The sequence below is a fragment of the Sphaerochaeta globosa str. Buddy genome, assembly GCF_000190435.1.
Lineage (GTDB): Bacteria > Spirochaetota > Spirochaetia > Sphaerochaetales > Sphaerochaetaceae > Sphaerochaeta > Sphaerochaeta globosa.
In genome coordinates this window covers 406,139-429,011 of the sequence record NC_015152.1, presented here as the reverse complement: position 1 = coordinate 429,011, position 22,873 = coordinate 406,139, and the positions used below count along the sequence as shown (strand labels likewise).

The following is a 22,873-nucleotide window of genomic DNA, read 5'->3' as shown; positions in this document are numbered from 1 at the left end:
GGGATGCAAGCGCAACAGCCAGGGCCAACCGCAACTATTGGAAGGGCTACAAGCTTCACCTGGATGTCACCGACAGCGGCATTCCCGTCAGCACCATCGTCACGGGTGCCAACGTACATGACAGCCAAGCGGCGATTCCCTTGGAGCGGATGACCGGGCAGCGGATCAAACACCTGTACTCGCTGATGGACAGCGCCTACGATGCAAAGCCCATCAAGGACTTCATCATCGGAAACGGCAGGATGCCCATCATCGACCCGAACAAGCGGCGCAAGCAGCAACGGGTCCTCTCCCCCTCTGAAAAGCAGCGGTTCAGGATCCGTTCGACCGTCGAACGATCCAACTCCCACCTCAAGGATTGGCTTATTCCGCCGAAGATCATGGTCAGGGGGACGGAGAAGGTCTCCCACTGCCTGATGACCGGCGTGCTGTGCCTTGCTGCAATCATGATACTGCAGTATTGCATCCTGCCGGGCATCCAGAAAACTGCGTAACACCACAAAGAGCAATGATGCATTCGCCTATCGTGGGGTAGGTGTGTCTTCTTGCACTCGATTATCGATGGACCGGGCGTATTTACTCGTTTGAAGCCCTTGATTGGACGGTTCGCTCCTCTTAATCAATGGTATTAGTATCGTCGGATGGATTCAAATTCTCAATGAATCCTCATTTTCCAAGAGCCTCCCTAATTAAATACTTTCTTTAGTTTCCTAAGTAAACGCTCAAGAAATGATTTCCGATACACCGTATTATACTCTGAAAGGTAAGGCTTAATAGTTTGCTCGAACTTTTTAAAATCATTATTTGTTAAAGCTAGTTCATAGGCCTCATTCACCTTACCCAGAAGAGGTATACGCATTTCATAAATCTTTTTCCGTTTGCTAGAAATTGCATTACTAGCAACAACTCGCTTTTTCGGCCTCCATTCTTGTTCCTTGTCCTTTAAGAAAAGTCTATATGCAAGCCCTTCTCTTCTATGTCTGAATCCACCTTCCTGTGATTGAAATACCTTGTCTGCAGATAGTGGCTGGATATGTAATTCTTGAATATGCTCGTTGATTAATGCATCTATATGAGGATTCCTAATGATGATTACATTAGTACCTAGGTTGTCATTAACAAATTCTGGGAGCCAAGCATCCCCTATGGTAACATCTGCAGTCTCTGACAACACATCATCACAATAATCACAAGCATTATAACGGAATATTCCATATCCCCAATTATTAATAAGGATATTTTTCATACTTGAAGATTTCAGCCCATCATCTGCTTTCCCTTTCGCGGAAACCCCGTAAGCATTTGCAGTTGAGCCATCCAACTTAACACGAAAATCAATCGATTCCAGATTGTCTGGATGTATCCCCATTTGCCATCCGATAGCTTTGGCAAATCTTCCAGTTTTCAGATGCCCACAGACCAACCCCATGGTAAATACGATACGTTCTTTGAATATTTTCTCTTGTTCTGATAACAATCGAACAGCTTTTATAAAACAAGGGACTCCTATCAATAGATACTTCCCAGGGTTATCTCGAACATATTCAAGTACACTCGACAATTCTACCGGATAATATTTTGACTTCGCCCCTTGCTCAATCTCCTCTTTTCGCGAAGAAATGGTATAGGAGAACAACTTATCAGATCCTTCCATATGCCGAACATGAATAACATAATCTATAAGTTTAGCTTCGAGCATCGTACAGGCCAACCAAGAACCCATACCCCCTGAACTTCCCTTCGAGCGATAGAAAGGCTTTTCGACATAGCCAGCATAGGTAGAGAAGAAATAGCCTAAATACTCATTGTGCTGCATTCGTGCTTCATTGCTGTAAAGAGTCGCACCTAACTCATCTTCATTGGGTATACCATAAGCAAATGGGCAGACTTTCTCTGCCTTTTGAAGTACAGCCGAAGAGATTTCTTTTCTGTCTACAATTCTTGCTTGATATTTCTCTTCTTCATCGTATTGCACTAAAAAAGGAGAATCCTTGATTGCAGTGCACACTCCGCACCCTATGCAGTATCCTCCAGCAATTACTTTTTCAATTGAAGATTTATCCATATCAACGCCACCTTATATTCCAAATAAAACTGAGAGCCCTATAGCTTAGCCTTTAATCTTTGAAGAGAATATTGATGCTAATAATTTATTATTAAGGCTAGCATAGAGGATTCTTTCTTTAATTCTTGCTTGCTTCCGACTTCGCAATATTTGATAATATTCCATTGCTTCCAATTTCTTTTTTGCAACTACTGCGAGTTTAAACCTCTTCCTAGAATACCTACATTCAACAATTTTCTGATAGTAGATTTTTTCTTTTTCTGACATAGCAGGAATGCCAAAAATTGTATTTGCCAGAATAGCTTCATGCTCGAATGTACGGTCTACCTTCTGTTGGAAAGTTTCCAGATTTCTTGAATGGCTGTCGTTGTGTTCAACGATATAATACAAAGTTTCAGGAAGATACCCGCATGCATTAGTGTATAGAACTGGCAGTAACATTTGCCAATTCTGGCCTCCTCGAGACTCGTAAATTTGCCTTGAAGGGACACATTCTATGAATGTACTAGTTCGAAACATATATGCCCCACCCGCATAATAAACATTTTTCTGTAGTATTAAATCTAAGAATATTGCGTCCTTTCCTTTTGGAGGAATTCGTTTATACGGTCGAATAATGGTATGACTCTGATCAATAACTACACTATCACATAACACAACATTGTACTTCGGATGACTTTCAAGAAATTCAACCCTCTTTTTTATGTTATGTACGTCAAGAATGTCATCAGCATCCGGCCATGTAAGATACTCTCCAGAGAATTTTAAGAGCCCTTGATTAAGTGCTGCAGCTTGTCCCTTATTTTCTTGCCGAAGATAGATAAACCGAATACCAGCTTTATCAAACTTTTCTTTATACCTGAGTATTACTTCTTCTGTTCCATCGGTTGATCCATCATTAACGAGAATAAATTCAATATTTGTATAACTCTGATGAAGTATACTCTCTAAAAACTGAGAGAGATATAAAACCCCATTATAACAAGGAGTGATAATACTGACTAATGGAGTACGTATATCAGACATGCGATTTCCGTCCCAATTTTTTAATAAATAAATTTTTAAGATAGCTGAACTCTTCTCGTTTATGGAGCAAAAAGAGAAATGCACCATTAACAACGACCACGTCTATCATACCAAATAGGAGAAAGTTTAGAATGGAGATTGTAGAAAAAAACTGTTTCTGTATCCAGAACAATGCTACAAGAGGTATTGCCAAAACAACAACATAGAACAATGAATCTTTATAATATAAGTAAGCTTTCTTTTTAAATACATGCTTATACAAAATTGCCGGCCTAGAAAATGTGAATATCAGCCCCTGTACGACCGTACCAATATATATACCTATCAATCCAATTCTCAAGACCAATACGATAGACACAACTAGATTAACGATGGCCTGAAGTAGTGAGATATATTTGTCTTGGTCAAAAACTCCAGCGGCAGTTTTAAAATTATTCACTACAATTCGATGTCCCTTAATATAGTAATCTATAAGAATCACATAGATTACGCCACTTGCTAGAACCATCTCCTTTCCAAGCCAAATGTGTATAAATGGGCTTAAGAGAAGTGCAAAAGAGATTGAGAAAAAACCATATAACCAAAATCCAACAAATCGATATACTTTGAAAATCGTGTACTGCCTTTCAAGGTCTTCAGTAGCCACTAGATTGCCTAATCCCGAAACCAAAGCATTGAACGCAATATTTATGAAAGACGTTATTGAATGCATTACGAGAACATAATTTGAAACAATACCAACAGTGGAAACATCAATAAATGTGGAAATAAGAATGTTATCAGTCTGATGGACAGCCACCGTCCCAATCTTATGAAAAACCAATGCTTTGATATTGCGTTTGATCGGGATTAATTCTTCTTTAGTTAGGGTACCTTCAACTTGCTCAGCGAGGTAAGGGTAACGCTTATTTAGATATATATTTACTAGAATTTTATGAAACAGCTCGATTACTGTCGCTGATAAGAGATAAAAAAGGAAACTTTTAAAAATCAGTAGGGCTGCCACTTGAACAAGAGAAGTAACGAGAATGGTGGCTGTTTGAAAATTTGTCTCGATGTAATTCCTTTGATCTGCATTCGCAAGGCTGTATTTATAGGATACAAAATATGTACTTACCGTATTGAAGAGAAAAAGCAAGTAGTATAGAACCAGCTCAGAATGTGTTATCCCAATTGGATTCTTGATAAATATTGAAAGAAACGGAAGAAGTGCTAAGCCAAGGATTGCAATGACTATAGCAATGATGCTATACGCTTTCCTGAAAATCTGCATTAATGCTTTAATCTTTTGGATATCTTTTTGAGCAACAGGTTTGTAGAGACTGAAGTTTAGGGCTGTTGAGATTCCAAGATCTGCTAGTGATAAGACTGACAATATATTAGTAAATAAGCCATTTACACCTAAATACGTGACTCCAATTGTATAGATAAACACTGTTCTTGTTAGGAACTTTAAAAATAGAGAAACTAAGGTATTGATATAGCCATACCTAATATTACGTTTTGCATTTGCTATTCTACTCAACTTGGAACCTCAGTCATGTACAACACATCCTTTAAAAAATACACAAAGCCGAAAGAATCCTATCCTATTGTATCTCATCAATTTCATGCCAACTTAATCCATTATAACCGTACTATACTTCGCATTATGTCAAACAAGCATCGAGAAATGAAGCTGAACAGTTTCTTTCATTGAGCAAAACTCCTCTTACTTTATCGAAATCAATATCCCAAATGTTGTCGTTCTCAAGCTGCATACTTATCCTTTCAGCAAGTGCAAACTTACCCAATAAAGTCTCAATTCGAGAAAATGTATTTGTTTTCCCGATTCTTCGGTAAGGTAGAAAGGGTCGTTCCAGAATTAAAGAAAACGCCACTCCATGAAAAGAGTCAGTAAAGACAAATGAACTATTGTAAATTAGAGATACAAATTCACTCGGATCAATCGAATACAGTTCCTGATACCTCATATCGTTGATAAAAACCAATTCCATCTCGTTTTTTTTCGCAAATCGCTTTATATCTCTTTCATAGTCTTTCGGCAAGTGGCCTAAAAAATAAACCAGAATATACGCACTAGTAGGAGCAAAGGATGGCTGTTTGGCAATGGTCAGCCAATCTTCTTTAGCTAATAACATTGTGGGATCAAGTAGCACCGGAACGTCGATACCAATTAAATCCTTAATAATTTTTGCTCCAGAATTCTCTCTTACCGATAAAAACGGTACATCTTTCAACCAAGTATAAAAAGCAGATTGAAATTCGACAGGAATTTTCTCGATGCCAAAACTTGGCGCATAGGCAACCCGCTTCCTAGGTGGAGCAAATGTAAGAAAGAAAGCCTCAGAGAATTCAGAGAATCTTGGGTTCCATACTTGGTCACTGCCTACGACGAAATACTCATACTGACTTTCAAGAGAATCGCCCATTCTACCAGGTGTACTCCTCAAGTTTTTTTCATGAATGTAAGTTTCTGAGAACTTTTTAAAATTAGCGATTCTTCTGTTGGTATTTTTCTGAATTTGTTTGGCGAAGAGTACAGAATGTACCTTGGTAGAAACTTTTTTGTTCAATCTAGAAAATGAAAACTTTTGAAGCCTTTCAAGTAACTCATGAATAGAATTACTGCTTGTATTATGCGTTGATGCAGCACGCTTTTCAAATAGAAGAGTATCGACAGTATTTGAATATCTTAATAAGACTTGCTGAAGGGCATAGTTTTGCAATCTATTTCCATAATTGCTGTATCCGTTCAATGTAATAATTGCTATCGCTTGAATTTTCTTGTTCATTTTTCTGCCTGCTTCGTTCTCAAAATACTTACAAACACTATAATTTACTCTTCTCTGCCATACCATGAACAACCGAAGGAATTCTGACGAAATCGTTCAACTCATTGTGAAAAACCTGTATGAATCAGAGAATTCTAGCTACTATCGAGTTCAGATACTCTTGCTGTCCAGATAAAACAGACTCTTCATTTATATACTTTTGTTCACTTTCATTCACATATTTCCCCGGTATTGCTATTCGTTCTTTCACCTTACGGAGAAACCATTCATATTCAACATCAATATGTCCGATATCGAGAGCACGAATACCTCGTTTCGATAAATCATATGCCAGAATTGTTGCTGTTGGTCCTAATGCAATAAGAACCAACCTTCCTTGGTAATTCTGTATCGTTGTACTTAAAATGGAATCATATACTGCAAATGCATTCTCCGATGGACAGAGCAGTCTTGCTACTGACTTTGCATTATCGAAAAGATCATTACCAACCCCAAGACGAGTCTTCTCTCCTTCGACTATCAGCAAATCTTTTTTATCCCAAATACTAACTAGATGTTTGAACCTTTTTCCTGCACCACTTTTATCTTTATAGATAAAATAGGGCCTAGTCAGGAGGCTATCTCCATATATTTTATAGGGGATGAGTGAATTCATCCAATATTCTCGAGTTTTATCTAAATGACTACGCCAGAAAACTCTTGAACTCAATTGCAAGAAACCAACTGCCTCAAATACGTTAGGGATACAGATGAGGACATTTCCATCATCACTTGAAAGAACTTCTTGCAGTCTTTGAGAAAGTAGAGCCGAATTATCCTGAAAAGTGTTCTTGTTCATTCCCATAATCCAACGCATTTCTCCATCACCAAATCGACTCATAGAAGCATTGTGACTAACTATGTATTCAATAGTCTCTTCATCGCTTAGGACATGAGGAAATTCTAACGTTCTTTTTTTTTGTCTATATCTCAGCTCAAAGAAAATGTAGGCAAGTAACAATTTCACTTTCTTTAAAATTTTCATACTTTATAATCCTTCAATAGGAGAAAGCTCACTCGGCCAATACATGAATAATTCATTGTAAAAGCATCTCGCGAACATATGTGAGAACAGGTCGCATCATTGCTTCTGAACTACATCTATCTTTAGCAAAAGCACGAATAGTATCTGCTATAACCACAGGATCATTTCCTGAATATATCCTATCATGAAAAGCAATAACAGATTCTATATCCAGTAAAGATTCATCAGCAGGAATCTCCAATACATAGGGATAATTTTCTGGAACATAATCGATAGAAATCCCTCTTTCTGTAATAATGGGCAAGCCTTTAGCAGCATATTCCCGTGATTTTATTGAGGAATCGATTCTTGTTCCCGTTATCCGGTGTCTCCCAATACTATTTATTGCTAGTGAAACCTGATTATACACTTTAGAAATTTCGGTAAAGGAGAGACTACCATGCAGCAAAACATATTTTTCTATTACGTTTTCCTTGCATTGCTGTTTTATTTTCTCTATCCCAGGGCCGTCTCCAACGATATGTAGAGTGAACTTTGGCTTCTCTTCATTCCAAGCGGAATAATACTGAGTTAAGCCACCAATTATTCTATCTAGACCATGCCAAAATTCAAAATTGGCAATGATGATTGCATGAATATTCTTATGTTCAATTGGTGATACTTCCCTTAAAAGAGTGTTCTCAAAATCAATTCCATTCATCGTACATATTGTGGGAATGTTGAAAATGGTCCGTTCTTTGGAAGTAACCAGAACAATTCGATTCACATATTTTTGGAGCATTCTTCTATTCCAACGATCCTTGACCAATAATGGGTATTTGATTAACCCTGCCTTTTCTTTGTCATATGGATATGTGGGAATCTCAAATAGAATTACGCATTTTGGATTTTGCTTCTTTATATCTTTCAATAGATTAATCGTATATCTATCTACATATGAAGGCTTCCTAAAATATACAACATCAAGCCCCTCAAGCTGTTTTACATCACAGGTAAAGAAAAATGTACTTGGGAAAAAGGGAAGCAGCCTAGACAAATTCCCAAACATAGTCTTCTTGTGTTTTGGGCTGAATGCCAGTCGTTTTACAATGCCTAATTTCTCAAGTTCAAATATTTGTGATAGTTTTTTTCGCTCAATTCCACTTGTTCCATTTGGATCGAAGCGATCACCAAAATCTATATAAGCGATGGATAGATTAGTCATCATTTCTTCCCATCAAAGTGGATAAAGCCTTGTCCTTCTCACTCAAGCAATACTCAATCCCAATTTCCGGCCACTGAATCCCAATACTCGGGTCATCCCACCTGATGCCACCCTCGTCCTCGGGGTGATAGAACTCGTCGCACTTGTAGGTGAACTCGGCCTCATCGGAGAGCACCAGGAATCCATGGGCGAAGCCCCGGGGAATGAAAAATTGGTTTTTTAATTCAGCACTAAGTGTAGCTCCTACATATTTTCCATACGTGGGGCTTTCCTTCCTCAAATCCACCGCAACATCGTACACCTCGCCCTTAGTCACTCTCACAAGTTTTGCCTGTGGATACTGCTTCTGGAAATGGAGCCCCCTAAGTACGCCCTTGCGTGACTTGCTCTGGTTGTCCTGCACGAACTCGCACGTGATGCCCGCCTTGTAAAAATCGGCCTTGTTGTACGTCTCCATGAAGTAGCCACGCTCATCACCGAACACCCTCGGCTCGATGATGAGCACCCCTTCTATATCCGTCCTGGTGAATGTAAACTGTCCCACCTGTATCCCTCTTCCCTATCTGTTTGCATACATCTCTTGGTAATAATTCTGGTAGGAGCCGCTGGTCACATGCTCCATCCACTGCCGGTTCTCAAGGTACCAGTCTATGGTCTTCCTGATGCCCTCGGCGAACATCGTCTCAGGCTCCCAGCCCAGCTCCTCGCGAATCTTGCTCGGGTCGATGCCGTAGCGCCTGTCATGGCCCTTGCGGTCAGTCACGTGCTTGATCAGGCTCTCGTCGATGCTCGGATCGACCTTCTCGGACACATAGGAGATGATGCTCCTCACGATGGCTATGTTGGGCTGCTCGTTATGCCCTCCCACATTGTACACCTCGCCTGCCCTTCCCTTCTGGAGCACCAGGTCGATGGCCTTGCAGTGGTCCTCAACATACAGCCAGTCGCGGATCTGCATCCCGTCCCCGTACACCGGAAGACTCTGCTTGTTCAGGCAGTTGTTGATCATCAGCGGGATGAGCTTCTCGGGGAACTGGTACGGCCCGTAGTTGTTCGAGCAGCGGGTGATGGTAACCGGGAGCTTGTAGGTGTCGGCATACGCCTTCACGAACAGGTCGGCAGAGGTCTTGCTGGCAGAATACGGGCTGTGCGGGTCCAGGGGCGTAGCCTCGGTGAAAAACCCCTCGGGTCCCAGCGAGCCATACACCTCGTCGGTGGAGACCTGCTGGAACTTCACACCCTCGCGGTAGGCGTCATCACCCATGGTCCAATTGGCCTTGGCTATGTTCAGCAGGTTCAGCGTCCCCATCACGTTCGTCCTGACGAACACGTCCGGATCGGTGATGGAGCGGTCCACATGACTCTCTGCAGCGAAGTTCACCACATAGTCTATGGTGTATAGTTCGAACAGCTTCTGCATGGCCTGTGCATCACAGATGTCGGCCTGTACGAATACGTGCCGCTTGTCGTTCATGACCGACTTAAGGTTCTCAAGGTTTCCCGCATAGGTCAGCTTGTCCACGTTGACGATAAGAATGTCCTGATGCTTCTTCAGCAGGTAGTGGATGAAGTTCGAGCCGATGAAGCCGGCCCCTCCGGTAACCAGGTAGGTCTTGCTCATTGCCTTCTCTCCTGTTCTAGGTAGTTCACAAGGAAGCTGTCCAAAGCCTCCTTCCAATCACGCATACTGTCCCCTATCGTTTTCCTGAGATGTCTGTTCTCAAGTGCCGAATATGCAGGTCGTTTTGCAGGCCGGGGGAACTGGGCTGTGGTGCAGGCCTTCACCTCCACGGCAAGTCCCGCCTTCTCCATGATCCTTTTGGCAAACGCATTCCAGCTCACCGCCTCACCATTGCAGGTGCAGTGGAAGATGCCGGTCTCTTGCGATGCCGCAAGCAGCGCCAGCTGCCAGGCGAGGTCCACGGCGCTGGTAGGGTTGCCCACCTGGTCGTCCACCACCGTCAGCGATCCTTTCTCCCTGGCAAGCCGAAGCAGAGTCTTGACAAAGTTGTTGCCTATATAGCCGTACAGCCATGCGGTGCGGCAGATGCAGCTGTTCCTGCATGAGGCAAGGACGAACTGTTCGCCTGCAAGCTTGCTCCGCCCGTAGGCGGTGTTGGGTGCAGTCTCGTCGGTCTCCACGTAGGGTCTTGTGCCCAGGCCGTCGAATACGTAGTCGGTGGAGATGTGCATCAGACGAGCACCATGCCTCTCGCAGGCGAGGGCAAGGTTTTTGGGCCCGACGGCGTTGACCAGGTATGCCGCATCCTCGTTGCCCTCGCAGCCGTCCACGTTGGTCATGGCGGCACAATTGAAGGCAAGGTTAGGTTTGTGGACGGAAAAGAAAGCATCAACAGCATCAGATGAGGTGATGTCCAGCTCGTCGACATCGACGGCAACAATCCTGCTTCGCTCATAAAAAAGAGGAAGCTTCCCCCTCTCGGAGGTTGCTTCCTCTAGTATTTTTTGTAATTCATTTCCTAGCTGGCCATGAGCACCAGTAATGAGTATCGTCATGCCTGCATCTTAGTATTGAATCCTTCCTTCGGCAACCCTTTTCAGGTGTTCCCCGTAGGGACTCTTGCCATAACGGGAGGCACTCTCCAGCAACTTCTCCCGGGATATCCATCCATTACGGAATGATATCTCCTCGGGGGCGGAAATCTTTATGCCCTGCCGCTTCTCGATCATGCGCACGAAGTCTGCTGCATCCACCAGGCTGTCCATCGTACCGGTATCCAGCCAAGCGAAACCACGACCAAGCAGCTGTACCTTCAGGTCCCCGGCTTCCAGGTACAGCCTGTTCAGGTCGGTGATCTCAAGCTCGCCGCGGGCGGAGGGCTTGACCTGCTTGGCAAGCTGGACCACCCGGTTGTCGTAGAAATACAGGCCGGTGATGGCGTAGTTGCTCTTCGGCTGCTTGGGCTTTTCCTCAACCGAGACCACATTGCCGGATTCATCAAACTCAACCACCCCGAAACGCTCGGGATCCAGAACATAGTAGCCGAACACGGTGGCCTTTCCCTGCTCGGCATCGGAGACAGCCTTCCTAAGCAAGGGGGTAAACCCGTTGCCGTAGAAAATGTTGTCACCCAGCACCATGGCACAGGTATCGGAGCCGATGAACTCCTCACCCAACAGAAACGCCTGGGCAAGGCCATCGGGAGAGGGCTGGACCTTGTACGAGAGATGAATCCCGAACTGGCTGCCGTCACCCAACAGATGCTCAAACCTAGGGGTGTCATCGGGAGTAGAGATGATCAGAATGTCCTTGATGCCGGCAAGCATCAGGGTGGACAGGGGATAATAGATCATCGGCTTGTCATAGATGGGAAGCAATTGCTTGCTGGTGACCATGGTCAACGGATAAAGACGGGTGCCGGCTCCGCCGGCGAGGATGATTCCTTTCATTGCTACTCCTCTAACAGTTTCTCAAATTCCTTATACCATACAATATAAGCACCAAGGCAAATATTTTATTTGTAAGTGGATTCAGTGTGAGATTATTATGAATAAATGCCTTATTAATCTTCCCCTGTTGTAAAGCCACCAAGTTCTTTTCTTGCATGGAAATTGATTTCCTTAGAAAACTGATTCTTGACTCAGAAAGTCTGTCTCCATACTCTTTGTACACAAAACTATGCATTTTTAGAATATGTTGAATACTTGTAATAAGATGACCAACATCTGTAGTACGATGTGAAAGCTTGGTTGAAGGAGCAGAGGTATTTGAAGCATGCACTCTGAATTTCACTAGTGGCTTGTGTAGAAGATAAAATCCATCATGAAATAATGCAATAGCTCCAATAGGAGTATCATATGTTAGATTGTATGCATGCACTTTTTGCATTATCTCCTCAAGCATTTCACTCCTAAAGCTTAAAGCTTTTCCTGAGCTACCAAGTAGACGCAGATAGGTTGGTAGGCTTACTTTTCTCAGCTTTATCAAACTAGGAAAGTTTTTATATAATGAATAGAGCGTTATATACTTTCCCCCTTCCGAATTGATCATGCTATAGGTTGATACAACAGCGGATGGATTATGCTCTAGATACACTTTTTCAATTATCTCAACCTTGTCATGTACCCACACATCATCCTGATCACTAAAAAAAATTATATCACCTGTGCATTTCTGAGCACATCCAAGAAAGTTCTCAACATATCCAAGATTCTTCACATTGATATAGCAAGTCCATCTATCAAAAAGGGAATGCTCTTGAATAAACAGATTTACTTTTTCTACTGTATTATCGATAGAACAATCGTCACAAATAACTACTTCATCAGGTTGTCTGGTTTGATTAAGTAAAGAGAAAAGTTGTTCATAAATATACTGAGAACCATTAAATGTTGTTAAAGCAACAGAAATTCTGTATTGAGAACTCATTCAATTTCCTTTGATGACAATATGATGTACTTAATGAAATATACTTATAGTGAGAAATTGTCAAAGCCTTGCAATTAATATTCATCTTGAGAATTTTAAAGTTGATATCGATTCCAAAAGTGTCCAAGTTCCAAAATGCATTAAAAAAATCTCCAGCCTTCTAGAAAACCATTGGCTACTCCACCCTCACACCATCATCAGCATTACAGAAATGGACGGAGAACAGGCCCTTGTATTGGGGGAACTGCTCTAGGTATTCTCTGGTCACCTGCTCCTCTATCTCTTTCTTACAAGCAGGATCTATAAGAGCCATGCAGCATCCCTTAAAGCCTGCTCCACTGAACCTGCATCCATAAATGCCCTGCACATGCTCTGTTATCTCATAGATGGCTCTCAGCTCAGCAGAGCCGGTTTCCCATGCATGGATGGAACTATACCCCGAGGCAAACACCAGCTTTCCAAACTCTTTCAGGTCTCCCCTCTTCCATGCCTCTATACCCTTCTCTACCCTGTCCATCTCCGTATAGTAGTGCTGGGCTCTCTTGGCAAATACCTCAGGAAGCCTGTCCCTGTACTCTTCATACACCTGAGGCGGTACATCCCTGAGCCTGGTATCCTTGTACAAACCATACTCCATACCCGAAAGAGCCTTCAGGTTGTATGCAGCACTCTTTGCCTCATCCACCCTGGTGTTGTATCCACTGCCCAGTACCCTGGAGACTCCGGAGTAGAATATCGCTATCTCAAAGCTGCCGAGGGTATCAGGAGCAGGAATGAGTGTGTAGGAATCATCCTTGGTATCAAGGGCGAGGAGGTGCTGCTTCTTGCAGAGCACCTCGCACGACTGGTCGAGCTTCCCCACATTGATTCCTACATACCCATTCTCTGCGAACAGGGCTGTCTTGATCAGCTCGGAGGGAGTCAGGGAAATACTGTTTGCAAGGCAAAGGGCATTGAGGTAACACAACACCACGGCAGCAGAAGAGGAGAGGCCTCCCACCGGGAGGGTTCCCCTCACCACTCCCTTGATGCCATTGCGCAGCTGGTACTTCTGAGACAATGCAAAGGCTGCCCCCTTTGCATAGTCTCCCCAGTTGCCCTGCTTCTCCCCGATGTTTCCCAGATCGAAGGAAACATGCTCGGGGAAGTTCAAACTGTCGAGGTTGACCGCCCCATCGGTAGAAAGCAGGAACCGAAGGGTTACTCCCTTGTCCAGGGCAAAGCCGGTGATGATGCCGTATTGGTGATCGATATGGGCTCCCAAGGGACACACACGGTAGGGTGCATAGGAGGTATGGATATCCGAGCTTTCAGCCCAGGGATAGAGTGATTTGAAGAGTTTTTCCAGTGTCTGCGGCATCTATAGAAATTCCTTTTTTCAAGAATCAGAAGACCAAGGGCACAAAAGCAATACAAAAAAACAAAAAATAGAGAGAACAGCAACGCCCGGTCTTGTATCACCAAAACCGGGCGTTGCAGATAAACCAACATTATTGTGTATCTAGATACGAGCCGTCAAACTCCCGCTTGACCTGCTCATAGCTTTCCAGGTTTCCTATGTCCCAGCGCTTTCCAGGCATGGGATAGGCATACACTGAAGTCTGGTTGCACAGCCATGCTATGAAGGAGCCGGGGGCATCGGTATTGCAGCCTGACTCTATGGCCTTGCGTATGAGGGGAAGGTCCTCCCTCTTGTAGACATAGAAAGGAGGGACTGCCCAGTTGCTCTTGGGCTCCTTGGGTTTCTCTTCCATTACCAATACTTTGTCCGTTGAGTCAATGGTTGCCACCCCTGTCCTTTGCAAGGCTGCAAGGGAAGGTTCATAGTGGCGCATGATGCAGGTGGCCTGCTTCTCCCTAAAGAAGGAGACAAAACCGGAGAGGGAGAAGTCCAGGAGGTTGTCCCCTGCCAGGACGAGCAGGTCCTCGTCGAGGTCCAGCTCGTCTATGGCAAAGAGGATGTCCCTCACCGCACCGAGCCTGTTGGAGTTGTCAGTTGATCCATCATCGAGAACGACAATAGAATGGGTAAGGGATGAATTCTCTTTCCAGGAAGAGAAGTGATCGAAGAACTTGTGGTTGGAAACAACTACATGCTTCTCTATCTCTTCCATGCCATCAACATCAGAGAGAAGCCAGTCAAGAACGGTCCTTCCCTGTACTGACAACAAGGGTTTGGGAAAGTTCTCGGTCAGGGGATAGAGCCGGGTTGCATAGCCGGCGGCAAGGATGAGGCAGATCATCAAAGACTCCTTTAATATAATTCAATTTTCAAGAAAAATACCCAATGCTTTATCCTTTTCACTCAATGAAAAAAGAATCCCAATCTCGGGCCACTGAATCCCAATAATCGGGTCATCCCACCTGATGCTGCCCTCGTCCTCAGGGTGGTAGAACTCGTCGCACTTGTAGGTGAACTCGGCCTCATCCGAGAGCACCAGGAATCCATGGGCGAAGCCCCGGGGGATGAAGAACTGGTTCTTCTTCTCGGCAGAGAGATGCACCCCCACATACTTCCCATAGGTGGGGCTGTCCTTCCTCAGGTCGACGGCCACATCGTACACCTCGCCCTTGGTCACCCTCACAAGCTTGGCCTGCGGATACTGCTTCTGGAAGTGCAAGCCTCGCAATACTCCTTTTCTGGACTTGCTCTGGTTGTCTTGTACGAATTCGTTATTTATGCCGGCCTTGTGGAAATCTGCCTTGTTGTAGGTCTCCATGAAGTAGCCCCTCTCATCACCGAACACCCTCGGCTCGATGACGAACACCCCTTCAATATCCGTCTTGGTGAATGTGAATTGTCCCACCTGCTTTCCTCTTTGCCTATCGGTTTGCGTACATCTCTTGGTAGTAATTCTGGTAGGAGCCGCTTGTCACATGCTCCATCCACTGCCGGTTCCCAAGGTACCAGTCTATGGTCTTCCCGATGCCCTCGGCGAACATCGTCTCCGGCTCCCACCCAAGCTCCTCGCGTATCTTGCTCGGGTCGATGCCGTAGCGCCGGTCGTGTCCCTTTCTGTCGGTCACATGCCTTATCAGGCTCTCGTCGATGCTTGGGTCCACCTTCTCTCCCACATAGGCGATGATGCTCCTCACGATGGCTATGTTGGGCTGCTCGTTATGCCCTCCCACATTGTACACCTCGCCTGCCCTTCCCTTCTGGAGCACCAGGTCGATGGCCTTGCAGTGGTCCTCAACATACAGCCAGTCGCGGATCTGCATCCCGTCCCCGTACACCGGAAGACTCTGCTTGTTCAGGCAGTTGTTGATCATCAGCGGGATGAGCTTCTCGGGGAACTGGTACGGCCCGTAGTTGTTCGAGCAGCGGGTGATGGTAACCGGAAGCTTGTATGTATCGGCATATGCCTTCACGAACAGGTCGGCCGAGGTCTTGCTGGCAGAATACGGGCTGTGCGGATCCAGGGGCGTCGTCTCGGTGAAGAAGCCCTCGGGACCCAGCGAGCCGTACACCTCGTCGGTGGAGACCTGCTGGAACTTCACACCCTCGCGGTAGGCGTCATCACCCATGGTCCAATTGGCCTTGGCTATGTTCAGCAGGTTCAGCGTCCCCATCACGTTCGTCCTGACGAACACGTCCGGATCGGTGATGGAGCGGTCCACATGACTCTCTGCAGCGAAGTTCACCACATAGTCTATGGTGTATAGTTCGAACAGCTTCTGCATGGCCTGTGCATCACAGATGTCGGCCTGTACGAATACGTGCCGCTTGTCGTTCATGACCGACTTAAGGTTCTCAAGGTTTCCCGCATAGGTCAGCTTGTCCACGTTGACGATAAGAATGTCCTGATGCTTCTTCAGCAGGTAGTGGATGAAGTTCGAGCCGATGAAGCCGGCCCCTCCGGTAACCAGGTAGGTCTTGCTCATTGCCTTCTCTCCTGTTCTAGGTAGTTCACAAGGAAGCTGTCCAAAGCCTCCTTCCAATCACGCATACTGTCCCCTATCGTTTCCCTGAGATGTCTGTTCTCAAGTGCCGAATATGCAGGTCGTTTTGCAGGCCGGGGGAACTGGGCTGTGGTGCAGGCCTTCACCTCCACGGCAAGTCCCGCCTTCTCCATGATCCTTTTGGCAAACGCATTCCAGCTCACCGCCTCACCATTGCAGGTGCAGTGGAAGATGCCGGTCTCTTGCGATGCCGCAAGCAGCGCCAGCTGCCAGGCGAGGTCCACGGCGCTGGTAGGGTTGCCCACCTGGTCGTCCACCACCGTCAGCGATCCTTTCTCCCTGGCAAGCCGAAGCAGAGTCTTGACAAAGTTGTTGCCTATATAGCCGTACAGCCATGCGGTGCGGCAGATGCAGCTGTTCCTGCAGGAGGCAAGCACGAACCGCTCGCCTGCCAGCTTGCTCCGCCCGTAGGCGGTGTTGGGCGCCGGCTCGTCGGTCTCCACGTAGGGTCTTGTGCCAAGGCCGTCGAATACGTAGTCGGTGGAGATGTGCATCAGACGCGCCCCATGCCTTTCGCAGGCAACGGCAAGGTTTTTGGGCCCGACGGCATTGACAAGATATGCCGCATCCTCGTTGCCTTCGCAGCCGTCCACGTTGGTCATGGCGGCACAGTTGAAGACGAGATTAGGTTTGTGCAGGGCGAAGAAGGAGTCAACCGCATCGGATGTGGTGATGTCCAGCTCGTCGACGTCGACGGCAACAATCCTGCTTCGCTCATAAAAAAGAGGAAGTTCCCCCCTCTCGGAGACACCTTCCCCCAATATCCTGCAGAGCTCGTTGCCGAGCTGGCCCTTGGCTCCTGTTATCAGAATCGTCATGCCACCTTCCTAATAGTGAATCTTATGCAGTGCAACCTGTTTCTTGATTTCCTAATAGAGTAAAAAGAGCTCCGTCGCTTTTCTTGTAAAAGCGCTAAGAACCGGTTTCAAATCTGGTAAAAGAGTAATCAAAACTGGAAAGTAACTATTTATCAAAAGAATCTACAAAATGACAACCACCAGTGTCCAGCAATCAATCAAATGCAAATAAGTATTTTTTAAGCAATTCTTGAATTCCCATTTTTATATTTGGGATAATACTAACATTCTATCATTTTGTAAGAATTTTAAAAATCAATACAAAAATTTATAGATTTGATTTATATGCGAACCCATTCGTGTTTCTCAAAGTCATATCTTTTCTTAATTATTGCAGGATTACCAGCAACGACTGTATATGGAGGAATATCTTTTGTAATAACACTTCCTGCTGCAACAATTGACTTATCGCCGATAGATCTCCCCGGTAGTATGATAACTTTCTCACCTATCCAGCACCCTTCACCAATTCTTACCTCAGAACATGTCAGATTTTGTTTGCTATAAGGCAATTCATGTTCAGGATCCATTCCATGATTCTGAGAAGTAATCAGAATATCTGAAGCTAGAATCGTATTATTTCCAATTGAGATTGATCCTCCCAGCAGAAACGAATTCCGATTTCCTATATAAACATTATTGCCAAAAACCAATCTCGCATTGGAATTGTAAAAATTAATCCTTAAATGTTCACCAAGTCTATTATTTTGGCCAAATACAATTTTCTTATGATATCTTATATCTGAGTGTCTTCTTACCAATAATGACTTTCTAGGATTATCCAGAAGTAGTATTGGGTGAAAAAAGATCATGTAAAACCATTTAAGTAACTCTCTCATTTTCAAGTATTCCCTTCAAAGCTATCAAAAAGCTTTCAATATTTGCAATATTTTACCATTATCGCCCCAAACCGCCTTGGAATCATAAGGCCTTTCAGGAAAAGCTCCATACTTCAATTTAATATTATATCCATTATCTACAATAAATTGCTGAACTCTAGTACCAAGTTTTTCAGGATATCCAGAACAAGCATTAATGATTCCATTTACTTTATTCTGAGAGACAATTGCTACAATCTGTTTGCAAAACTCTCCGTAGTCAATAAAATCCCACTGGTTTTGCCCCATCGTAAACGGGAATTCTTCTTCCCCTTCCTTTTCTGCCTTAGTGATTTTTGAGAAAATAGAGCTTCCAAATTCACTGTTACCGACAATGTAATAGGCCCTAATCCACTGATAAATAATTTTTTCTTGGCTACACATCAAAACTGTCATCTTCCTCAATGCATCTTTGGATATTCCATATAGGCTCTGTGGATTGGTCGGAGTGTTCTCATTAATACTACCCTCAAAAAAACCTATCTCATGCATAGTCCCCATAACAGCAAGTTGCTTTACTCCACCGTCAATCATTTTTTTTATAAATGAATAATGAAGGGGAAGATCTTCAATATGAGAGGCTGCGTTGTGAACAAAACCGTTGCGCCAAGCAAGATGAAGAACTGCTTCAGGAGACCCTAGGTTCACATAGGAAACATTAGGACTAAAAATATTAATATTTAGTTTTGTTGCACGTGAATCAATATTATCTAGACATAAATCTGCAGCAATCACATCACTTCCACTATCTAGAAGCTCCTTGACGACGCCTTGCCCAATATAACCATTTGCACCTGTAACCAATATCTTCATTCTTGCTTATCCTTTATATCTGTCCTATCAGATACATAAGAGATTTTTAGTAATCTACCTGCTTCTTTCAAAATCATCCTGAATGGTTTTGGAGTATACTCGGAAGCGAAACGTTTCAACCAGTATTTGAAATTGTCTCTCCTTGATAGCATTGGTCTTTGAGTGGTTTTAATCGTATACCCTTGCTTACTAAATGTTCTAATTGCACTTCTGAGATACCTACTCTGAACAACTGCATGAGTAACCTGCAAAATATTCCGTTTGTCAGCAATACAATCGATTCTATTTTGATTGTGTCTTTTATATTTATTTTGTTGAAACTCAAAAATCCATGCATTATAGTTTCCCTCACCTATCAATTCTTTTAGGAAGCTTTTTCGCCAAATGGCAGGTTGAAGGCTAATACCATATTCATCTTTCGTGTCAATCACCCTGAGATAGTCTTTACCCAAATACTTTTTCCCTTTAATTCTCGATTGATTAAGAAGTTTGCAATAATTCAAAGAGTTGTTGTCCATTAATCTTACCAACTCCTGGAGCTCATAATTATTGACTGATCTTGTAGTAAAAAAATCCTCAAGAAGTAATACAATATACTCACTATCAATCTTCTCCAAAGACTTATTTACTTTCATACTCCATTCACATTCATTTGAAGTAGGAATGACTATAACATTGGGATATTGTGGACGCATTCCATTAGTTGCAAGAAAAGTTTGGGGTCTGTCCGGATAGTATTGTTCCAAAAGCTGGAAATATACATCCCAAACATCTTTGTAAGGGTCAAAACCAATTATCAATAGTGAAACATCCATCTTAGTATTAATCATTACCTATCTTCTGTTTTTTTTAAAAAAATATTATATGATACGTCTCTATTTTTGCGGGAATCAATCAATTTCATAAGAAATATCATGTAGACCACTATTAATAGTTATTTCTGTGTCAAAATTCGCTGAAATTTCATTCTTTTTATCAAGCCTAAACGTTGCAATGTCAGCTTCTAATGGAATTGTGAAAAAAACTGTCACCCCTTCTGGAATTGTAATAGTAATACTTACAACATTTTCAAGTCTTTCATAATCTATAAGAATACTACCTTTGGCAGTTGGTACCTTAGCCTGAATTCGCCTTAATGAAGCAAATTTCGGGCGAAAGTTCACTTCAACAAAACCTGGTTTCGCGGGCTTAATTCCTATAAGATATCGGGTAATAAGATTTAATGGAGAAGTTCCCCAAGCATGATTAATATCCATATCTTGTTTAGCGTAAAAGCTCCAGGCTTCAGTTGTGAGCTTACTTTTTAAACCATACTTCATATGCAACCAACCCGGTTGCTGTTCTGCCGTCATTAAGGATAAACCTATCTCTTGCTCTTCATACTTAAATAGACTCTCAATTAAGAATTGTGAACCGTACACACTACATGACATCCCTTTTGATTTCAAGAAAAGTACTACATTATCAATACTATCTTCAGGGATTAATCCAAAGTCCAAAGCGAACATATTCGAGTGTAAAGAAGAATGCCTTGACGTTACTGAATCTTTCACCAATCCACTTTTTCTGTTTATAAAGCTCTTTTGGAATATCGTTTTTGTTTCATCTGCTTCCCGCTTGTATTCATGAGATTCTTTCAATAATCCTATTTCAGCACTAATAAACTCCATATATCGTAGAGCCTGATAAAAAAATGCATTGACGACTGCGTTTGGTGACGCCAATCTATATCTGCTTGAAAATTTATCTTCGGCTAAATCACTATAGAGAAGAGATGCATAATCGAATCCAAATAGTTTTGCCAACAAACTTGTATATTTATATCTAATCCCTTCTTTTGTGTATAACCAGAACTCGGGTTGGCTTACTATTCTAGTTTTTGAAAATCCATCTCGCTCGCTCGTCGGCCAGTCAATTATATCTCTTACTGTAATGACGCCAAGATTGTTTTCTGTCTTTTCATCAAGCAATTGAGTATCAAGAAGCCCTATTTCATTTACAAGGTTACTCATTGTACACATTTGCAAATTAGGGTAGATAGTCCGAAGATATTCCAAATCCCCAGTATACATGTAGTATTCATACGCAAGAAAAATTGTCTGAATAATCCATTCTGTTGGCCATGTATGGTTCTGCAAAAGACAATTAAGAGTATTCTTTGCTATTGAGGCATCATTCGAAACGCTAAACCAACTAAGTTGGTTTATGTATGAATCTGCCTCATAAGGAGTTAGTTCTCTATATCCATCAACAAATAATCCTGAATAAGTAGTAGCTTTCGCTGTGTCTTTACATAGTTGATAGACTTCGTTCAAGATTTCGTTATCTGAAACAAAACTGCTTAATGTATCATCAAATGGGTGGAAAACTGCCTTTTGAATAAAATTACTTGTTGATAGTTCTCCAGGATATCCGGAAATCTCACAATAACAAAACGGAGCAACCCCACCTTTCCAGTAGGTTGGTAGAATCCTTTCCGAGGGCCTAGTTCTCTCTGGAAGAATAACAGTGTATGTTTTAGAACCTTTTGGCAAAGTCAACAATTGATGGTAATAGTTTATTCCAACCGCAGATCCGAACCGAGATTCCAATCCCCTTACCCAAACCTTATCATCTGTTTTTTGTTCACCAATTGTTATTTCTAATTCAGTGTCATTTATAAGTGGTTCAGGAAATAGAATCTGCACAGTACCAAAGTAAGTTTTCTCGAAGGATGCAAGAAAACTTGACGGGCCTGTCTTTTTAACTTCTTTGGCAAAATACATACTCTCTACCAGTTGTTCTGAATAATGGAATTCATCTTCAAGTTGGTTAAGAGAATCATATCCATATTCAATAGGACCTGAATATGTTTCTTCATAAGATTTTAGGTGTTCATGTAGTTGATTCAAATGAATCACGACTACTAGTGCACACAGGACAATTATGAGAAAAAGTATCATTCTTTTCATATCATGAAATATTCATTTTCATCCAAGTCTTTGTTATGATAGATGTAAGCGTCACTTCACCGCTAATAGGAAGCTCCCTCAACATACATCTTCTTAATCCCTATCCTGCTTGTTTTTATCTTCATTTTTCACCAGCTTCCAGAAAAAGAAAGACAAGCAGGCCAAGATTACATATCCAAAAAAAAAGGCCCAAACACATTGCAGTATTGAACTGGACAGAAACATCATTATACATGTAATTGCGAATGTAATAGAAAGCGAAATCGTGTTATAGGGGAAAATTGATAACCCATCAATGGGATTTCGAAGCAGTAAATATATTGAATAGGGAATAACAGAAAGGACCATAATGCGAATAATATTTAGTGCAGATAAATAACTTTCACTAAGGACTATCTTAATAAGTGAAGTTCCGAAAATATTGACAAAAACAACCCCTAATACACCAACGAACAGATAGATTATTCCTAGGTTTTTAACCTTTTCTGACAAATCGTCATATTTTTTATTTACAGAAACCTTGCTCGCAATTGGAAGCAATACGATTCCAGCAAAGCTAAAAAAAGGAGTTATAAGATTATTTATAGTTATTGATGCAGAAAGATACGACGTCTCGACAAGACCAAATTTATGGGCACAGATAGAAAGCGGAACTAGATTATACGCAAATAATACAAATTCACCTGGAACCCTAGGTACTCCATACTTAAGAAGTACTTTCATTGATTCGCGAAAATCGGAAACAGATGAATGCTTCATGAAATGAAGACTTTTTTTAGTCGGTTTGAATAGACTTAACGCAGAATACAAAATAAAAATCAAGCCACTTAACAAAAGGAAACTCTCGATTTTGGATCCTGTAATAAAAAGGGCTAGAAGAAGAAGAATCTGGGTAAATATCTGAGAA

Annotated in this window: 21 protein-coding genes and 1 pseudogene; 1 reads left to right on the top strand and 21 read right to left on the bottom strand. The window is 42.8% G+C overall.

Annotation, left to right across the window (positions count from 1 at the left end; all coding sequences use genetic code 11):
- Positions 1–8: 8 nt before the first annotated feature.
- Positions 9–494: pseudogene (locus SPIBUDDY_RS01975) on the top strand (transposase); the annotation flags it as partial.
- 191 nt (positions 495–685) lie between these two features.
- On the opposite strand, the gene SPIBUDDY_RS01970 reads toward SPIBUDDY_RS01975, so the two are convergent.
- The 21 genes from SPIBUDDY_RS01970 to SPIBUDDY_RS01870 form a co-directional block, all read right to left on the bottom strand.
- A complete protein-coding gene (locus SPIBUDDY_RS01970) occupies positions 686–2,065 on the bottom strand; it encodes a Coenzyme F420 hydrogenase/dehydrogenase, beta subunit C-terminal domain (RefSeq protein WP_013606084.1) in 1,380 nt (459 codons plus the stop codon).
- A 45-nt stretch (positions 2,066–2,110) separates the two neighbouring features.
- Positions 2,111–3,091, bottom strand: a complete 981-nt coding sequence (locus SPIBUDDY_RS01965; RefSeq protein WP_013606083.1) for a glycosyltransferase family 2 protein — start codon at positions 3,089–3,091, stop codon at positions 2,111–2,113.
- Entirely contained in the window at positions 3,084–4,616 is a 1,533-nt protein-coding gene (locus SPIBUDDY_RS01960; RefSeq protein WP_013606082.1) for a lipopolysaccharide biosynthesis protein, read from the bottom strand. Before SPIBUDDY_RS01960 ends, SPIBUDDY_RS01965 begins: the two co-directional genes overlap by 8 nt.
- Positions 4,617–4,740: 124 nt before the next feature.
- Entirely contained in the window at positions 4,741–5,886 is a 1,146-nt protein-coding gene (locus SPIBUDDY_RS01955; protein WP_013606081.1) for a polysaccharide pyruvyl transferase family protein, read from the bottom strand.
- 124 nt (positions 5,887–6,010) lie between these two features.
- Positions 6,011–6,910 carry an SP_1767 family glycosyltransferase gene (locus SPIBUDDY_RS01950; RefSeq protein ID WP_013606080.1) on the bottom strand — a complete coding sequence of 300 codons (900 nt, stop codon included), beginning with the start codon at positions 6,908–6,910 and terminating at the stop codon, positions 6,011–6,013.
- 52 nt (positions 6,911–6,962) lie between these two features.
- The gene (locus SPIBUDDY_RS01945) at positions 6,963–8,114 is read right to left on the bottom strand and encodes a glycosyltransferase family protein (protein WP_013606079.1); all 1,152 of its coding nucleotides are present in this window, start codon (positions 8,112–8,114) and stop codon (positions 6,963–6,965) included.
- Entirely contained in the window at positions 8,107–8,658 is a 552-nt protein-coding gene (gene rfbC, locus SPIBUDDY_RS01940; RefSeq protein ID WP_013606078.1) for a dTDP-4-dehydrorhamnose 3,5-epimerase, read from the bottom strand. Before rfbC (SPIBUDDY_RS01940) ends, SPIBUDDY_RS01945 begins: the two co-directional genes overlap by 8 nt.
- A gap of 15 nt (positions 8,659–8,673) precedes the next feature.
- On the bottom strand, positions 8,674–9,735 hold the full coding sequence (gene rfbB, locus SPIBUDDY_RS01935) for a dTDP-glucose 4,6-dehydratase (RefSeq protein ID WP_013606077.1): 1,062 nt from the start codon (positions 9,733–9,735) through the stop codon (positions 8,674–8,676).
- Positions 9,732–10,631: a dTDP-4-dehydrorhamnose reductase gene (gene rfbD, locus SPIBUDDY_RS01930; protein WP_013606076.1), complete on the bottom strand. Its 900-nt coding sequence runs from the start codon at positions 10,629–10,631 to the stop codon at positions 9,732–9,734. Before rfbD (SPIBUDDY_RS01930) ends, rfbB (SPIBUDDY_RS01935) begins: the two co-directional genes overlap by 4 nt.
- 9 nt (positions 10,632–10,640) lie before the next feature.
- Entirely contained in the window at positions 10,641–11,525 is an 885-nt protein-coding gene (gene rfbA / locus SPIBUDDY_RS01925) for a glucose-1-phosphate thymidylyltransferase RfbA (protein ID WP_013606075.1), read from the bottom strand.
- A 10-nt stretch (positions 11,526–11,535) separates the two neighbouring features.
- Positions 11,536–12,504: a glycosyltransferase gene (locus SPIBUDDY_RS15590; RefSeq protein WP_013606074.1), complete on the bottom strand. Its 969-nt coding sequence runs from the start codon at positions 12,502–12,504 to the stop codon at positions 11,536–11,538.
- A 175-nt stretch (positions 12,505–12,679) separates the two neighbouring features.
- Positions 12,680–13,864, bottom strand: coding sequence for a GHMP family kinase ATP-binding protein (locus tag SPIBUDDY_RS01915; RefSeq protein WP_013606073.1), 1,185 nt, complete (start codon positions 13,862–13,864; stop codon positions 12,680–12,682).
- A gap of 130 nt (positions 13,865–13,994) precedes the next feature.
- Complete coding sequence (locus tag SPIBUDDY_RS01910) at positions 13,995–14,747, bottom strand: nucleotidyltransferase family protein (protein WP_013606072.1); 753 nt, start codon at positions 14,745–14,747, stop codon at positions 13,995–13,997.
- Between the two features lie 21 nt (positions 14,748–14,768).
- Complete coding sequence (rfbC, locus tag SPIBUDDY_RS01905) at positions 14,769–15,311, bottom strand: dTDP-4-dehydrorhamnose 3,5-epimerase (protein ID WP_013606071.1); 543 nt, start codon at positions 15,309–15,311, stop codon at positions 14,769–14,771.
- 16 nt (positions 15,312–15,327) lie between these two features.
- Complete coding sequence (rfbB, locus tag SPIBUDDY_RS01900) at positions 15,328–16,389, bottom strand: dTDP-glucose 4,6-dehydratase (RefSeq protein ID WP_013606070.1); 1,062 nt, start codon at positions 16,387–16,389, stop codon at positions 15,328–15,330.
- Entirely contained in the window at positions 16,386–17,285 is a 900-nt protein-coding gene (rfbD, locus tag SPIBUDDY_RS01895; protein ID WP_013606069.1) for a dTDP-4-dehydrorhamnose reductase, read from the bottom strand. The genes rfbB (SPIBUDDY_RS01900) and rfbD (SPIBUDDY_RS01895) overlap by 4 nt, the downstream gene beginning before the upstream one ends.
- A gap of 320 nt (positions 17,286–17,605) precedes the next feature.
- Complete coding sequence (locus SPIBUDDY_RS01890; protein ID WP_013606068.1) at positions 17,606–18,163, bottom strand: acyltransferase; 558 nt, start codon at positions 18,161–18,163, stop codon at positions 17,606–17,608.
- 24 nt (positions 18,164–18,187) lie between these two features.
- Complete coding sequence (locus tag SPIBUDDY_RS01885; protein ID WP_013606067.1) at positions 18,188–19,015, bottom strand: NAD-dependent epimerase/dehydratase family protein; 828 nt, start codon at positions 19,013–19,015, stop codon at positions 18,188–18,190.
- Positions 19,012–19,845, bottom strand: coding sequence for a hypothetical protein (locus tag SPIBUDDY_RS01880; protein ID WP_013606066.1), 834 nt, complete (start codon positions 19,843–19,845; stop codon positions 19,012–19,014). The genes SPIBUDDY_RS01885 and SPIBUDDY_RS01880 overlap by 4 nt, the downstream gene beginning before the upstream one ends.
- Positions 19,846–19,905: 60 nt before the next feature.
- Positions 19,906–21,915, bottom strand: a complete 2,010-nt coding sequence (locus SPIBUDDY_RS15585; RefSeq protein ID WP_172634180.1) for an alpha-L-rhamnosidase-related protein — start codon at positions 21,913–21,915, stop codon at positions 19,906–19,908.
- 144 nt (positions 21,916–22,059) lie between these two features.
- Positions 22,060–22,725: a lipopolysaccharide biosynthesis protein gene (locus SPIBUDDY_RS01870; RefSeq protein WP_155816031.1), complete on the bottom strand. Its 666-nt coding sequence runs from the start codon at positions 22,723–22,725 to the stop codon at positions 22,060–22,062.
- Positions 22,726–22,873 lie beyond the last annotated feature (148 nt).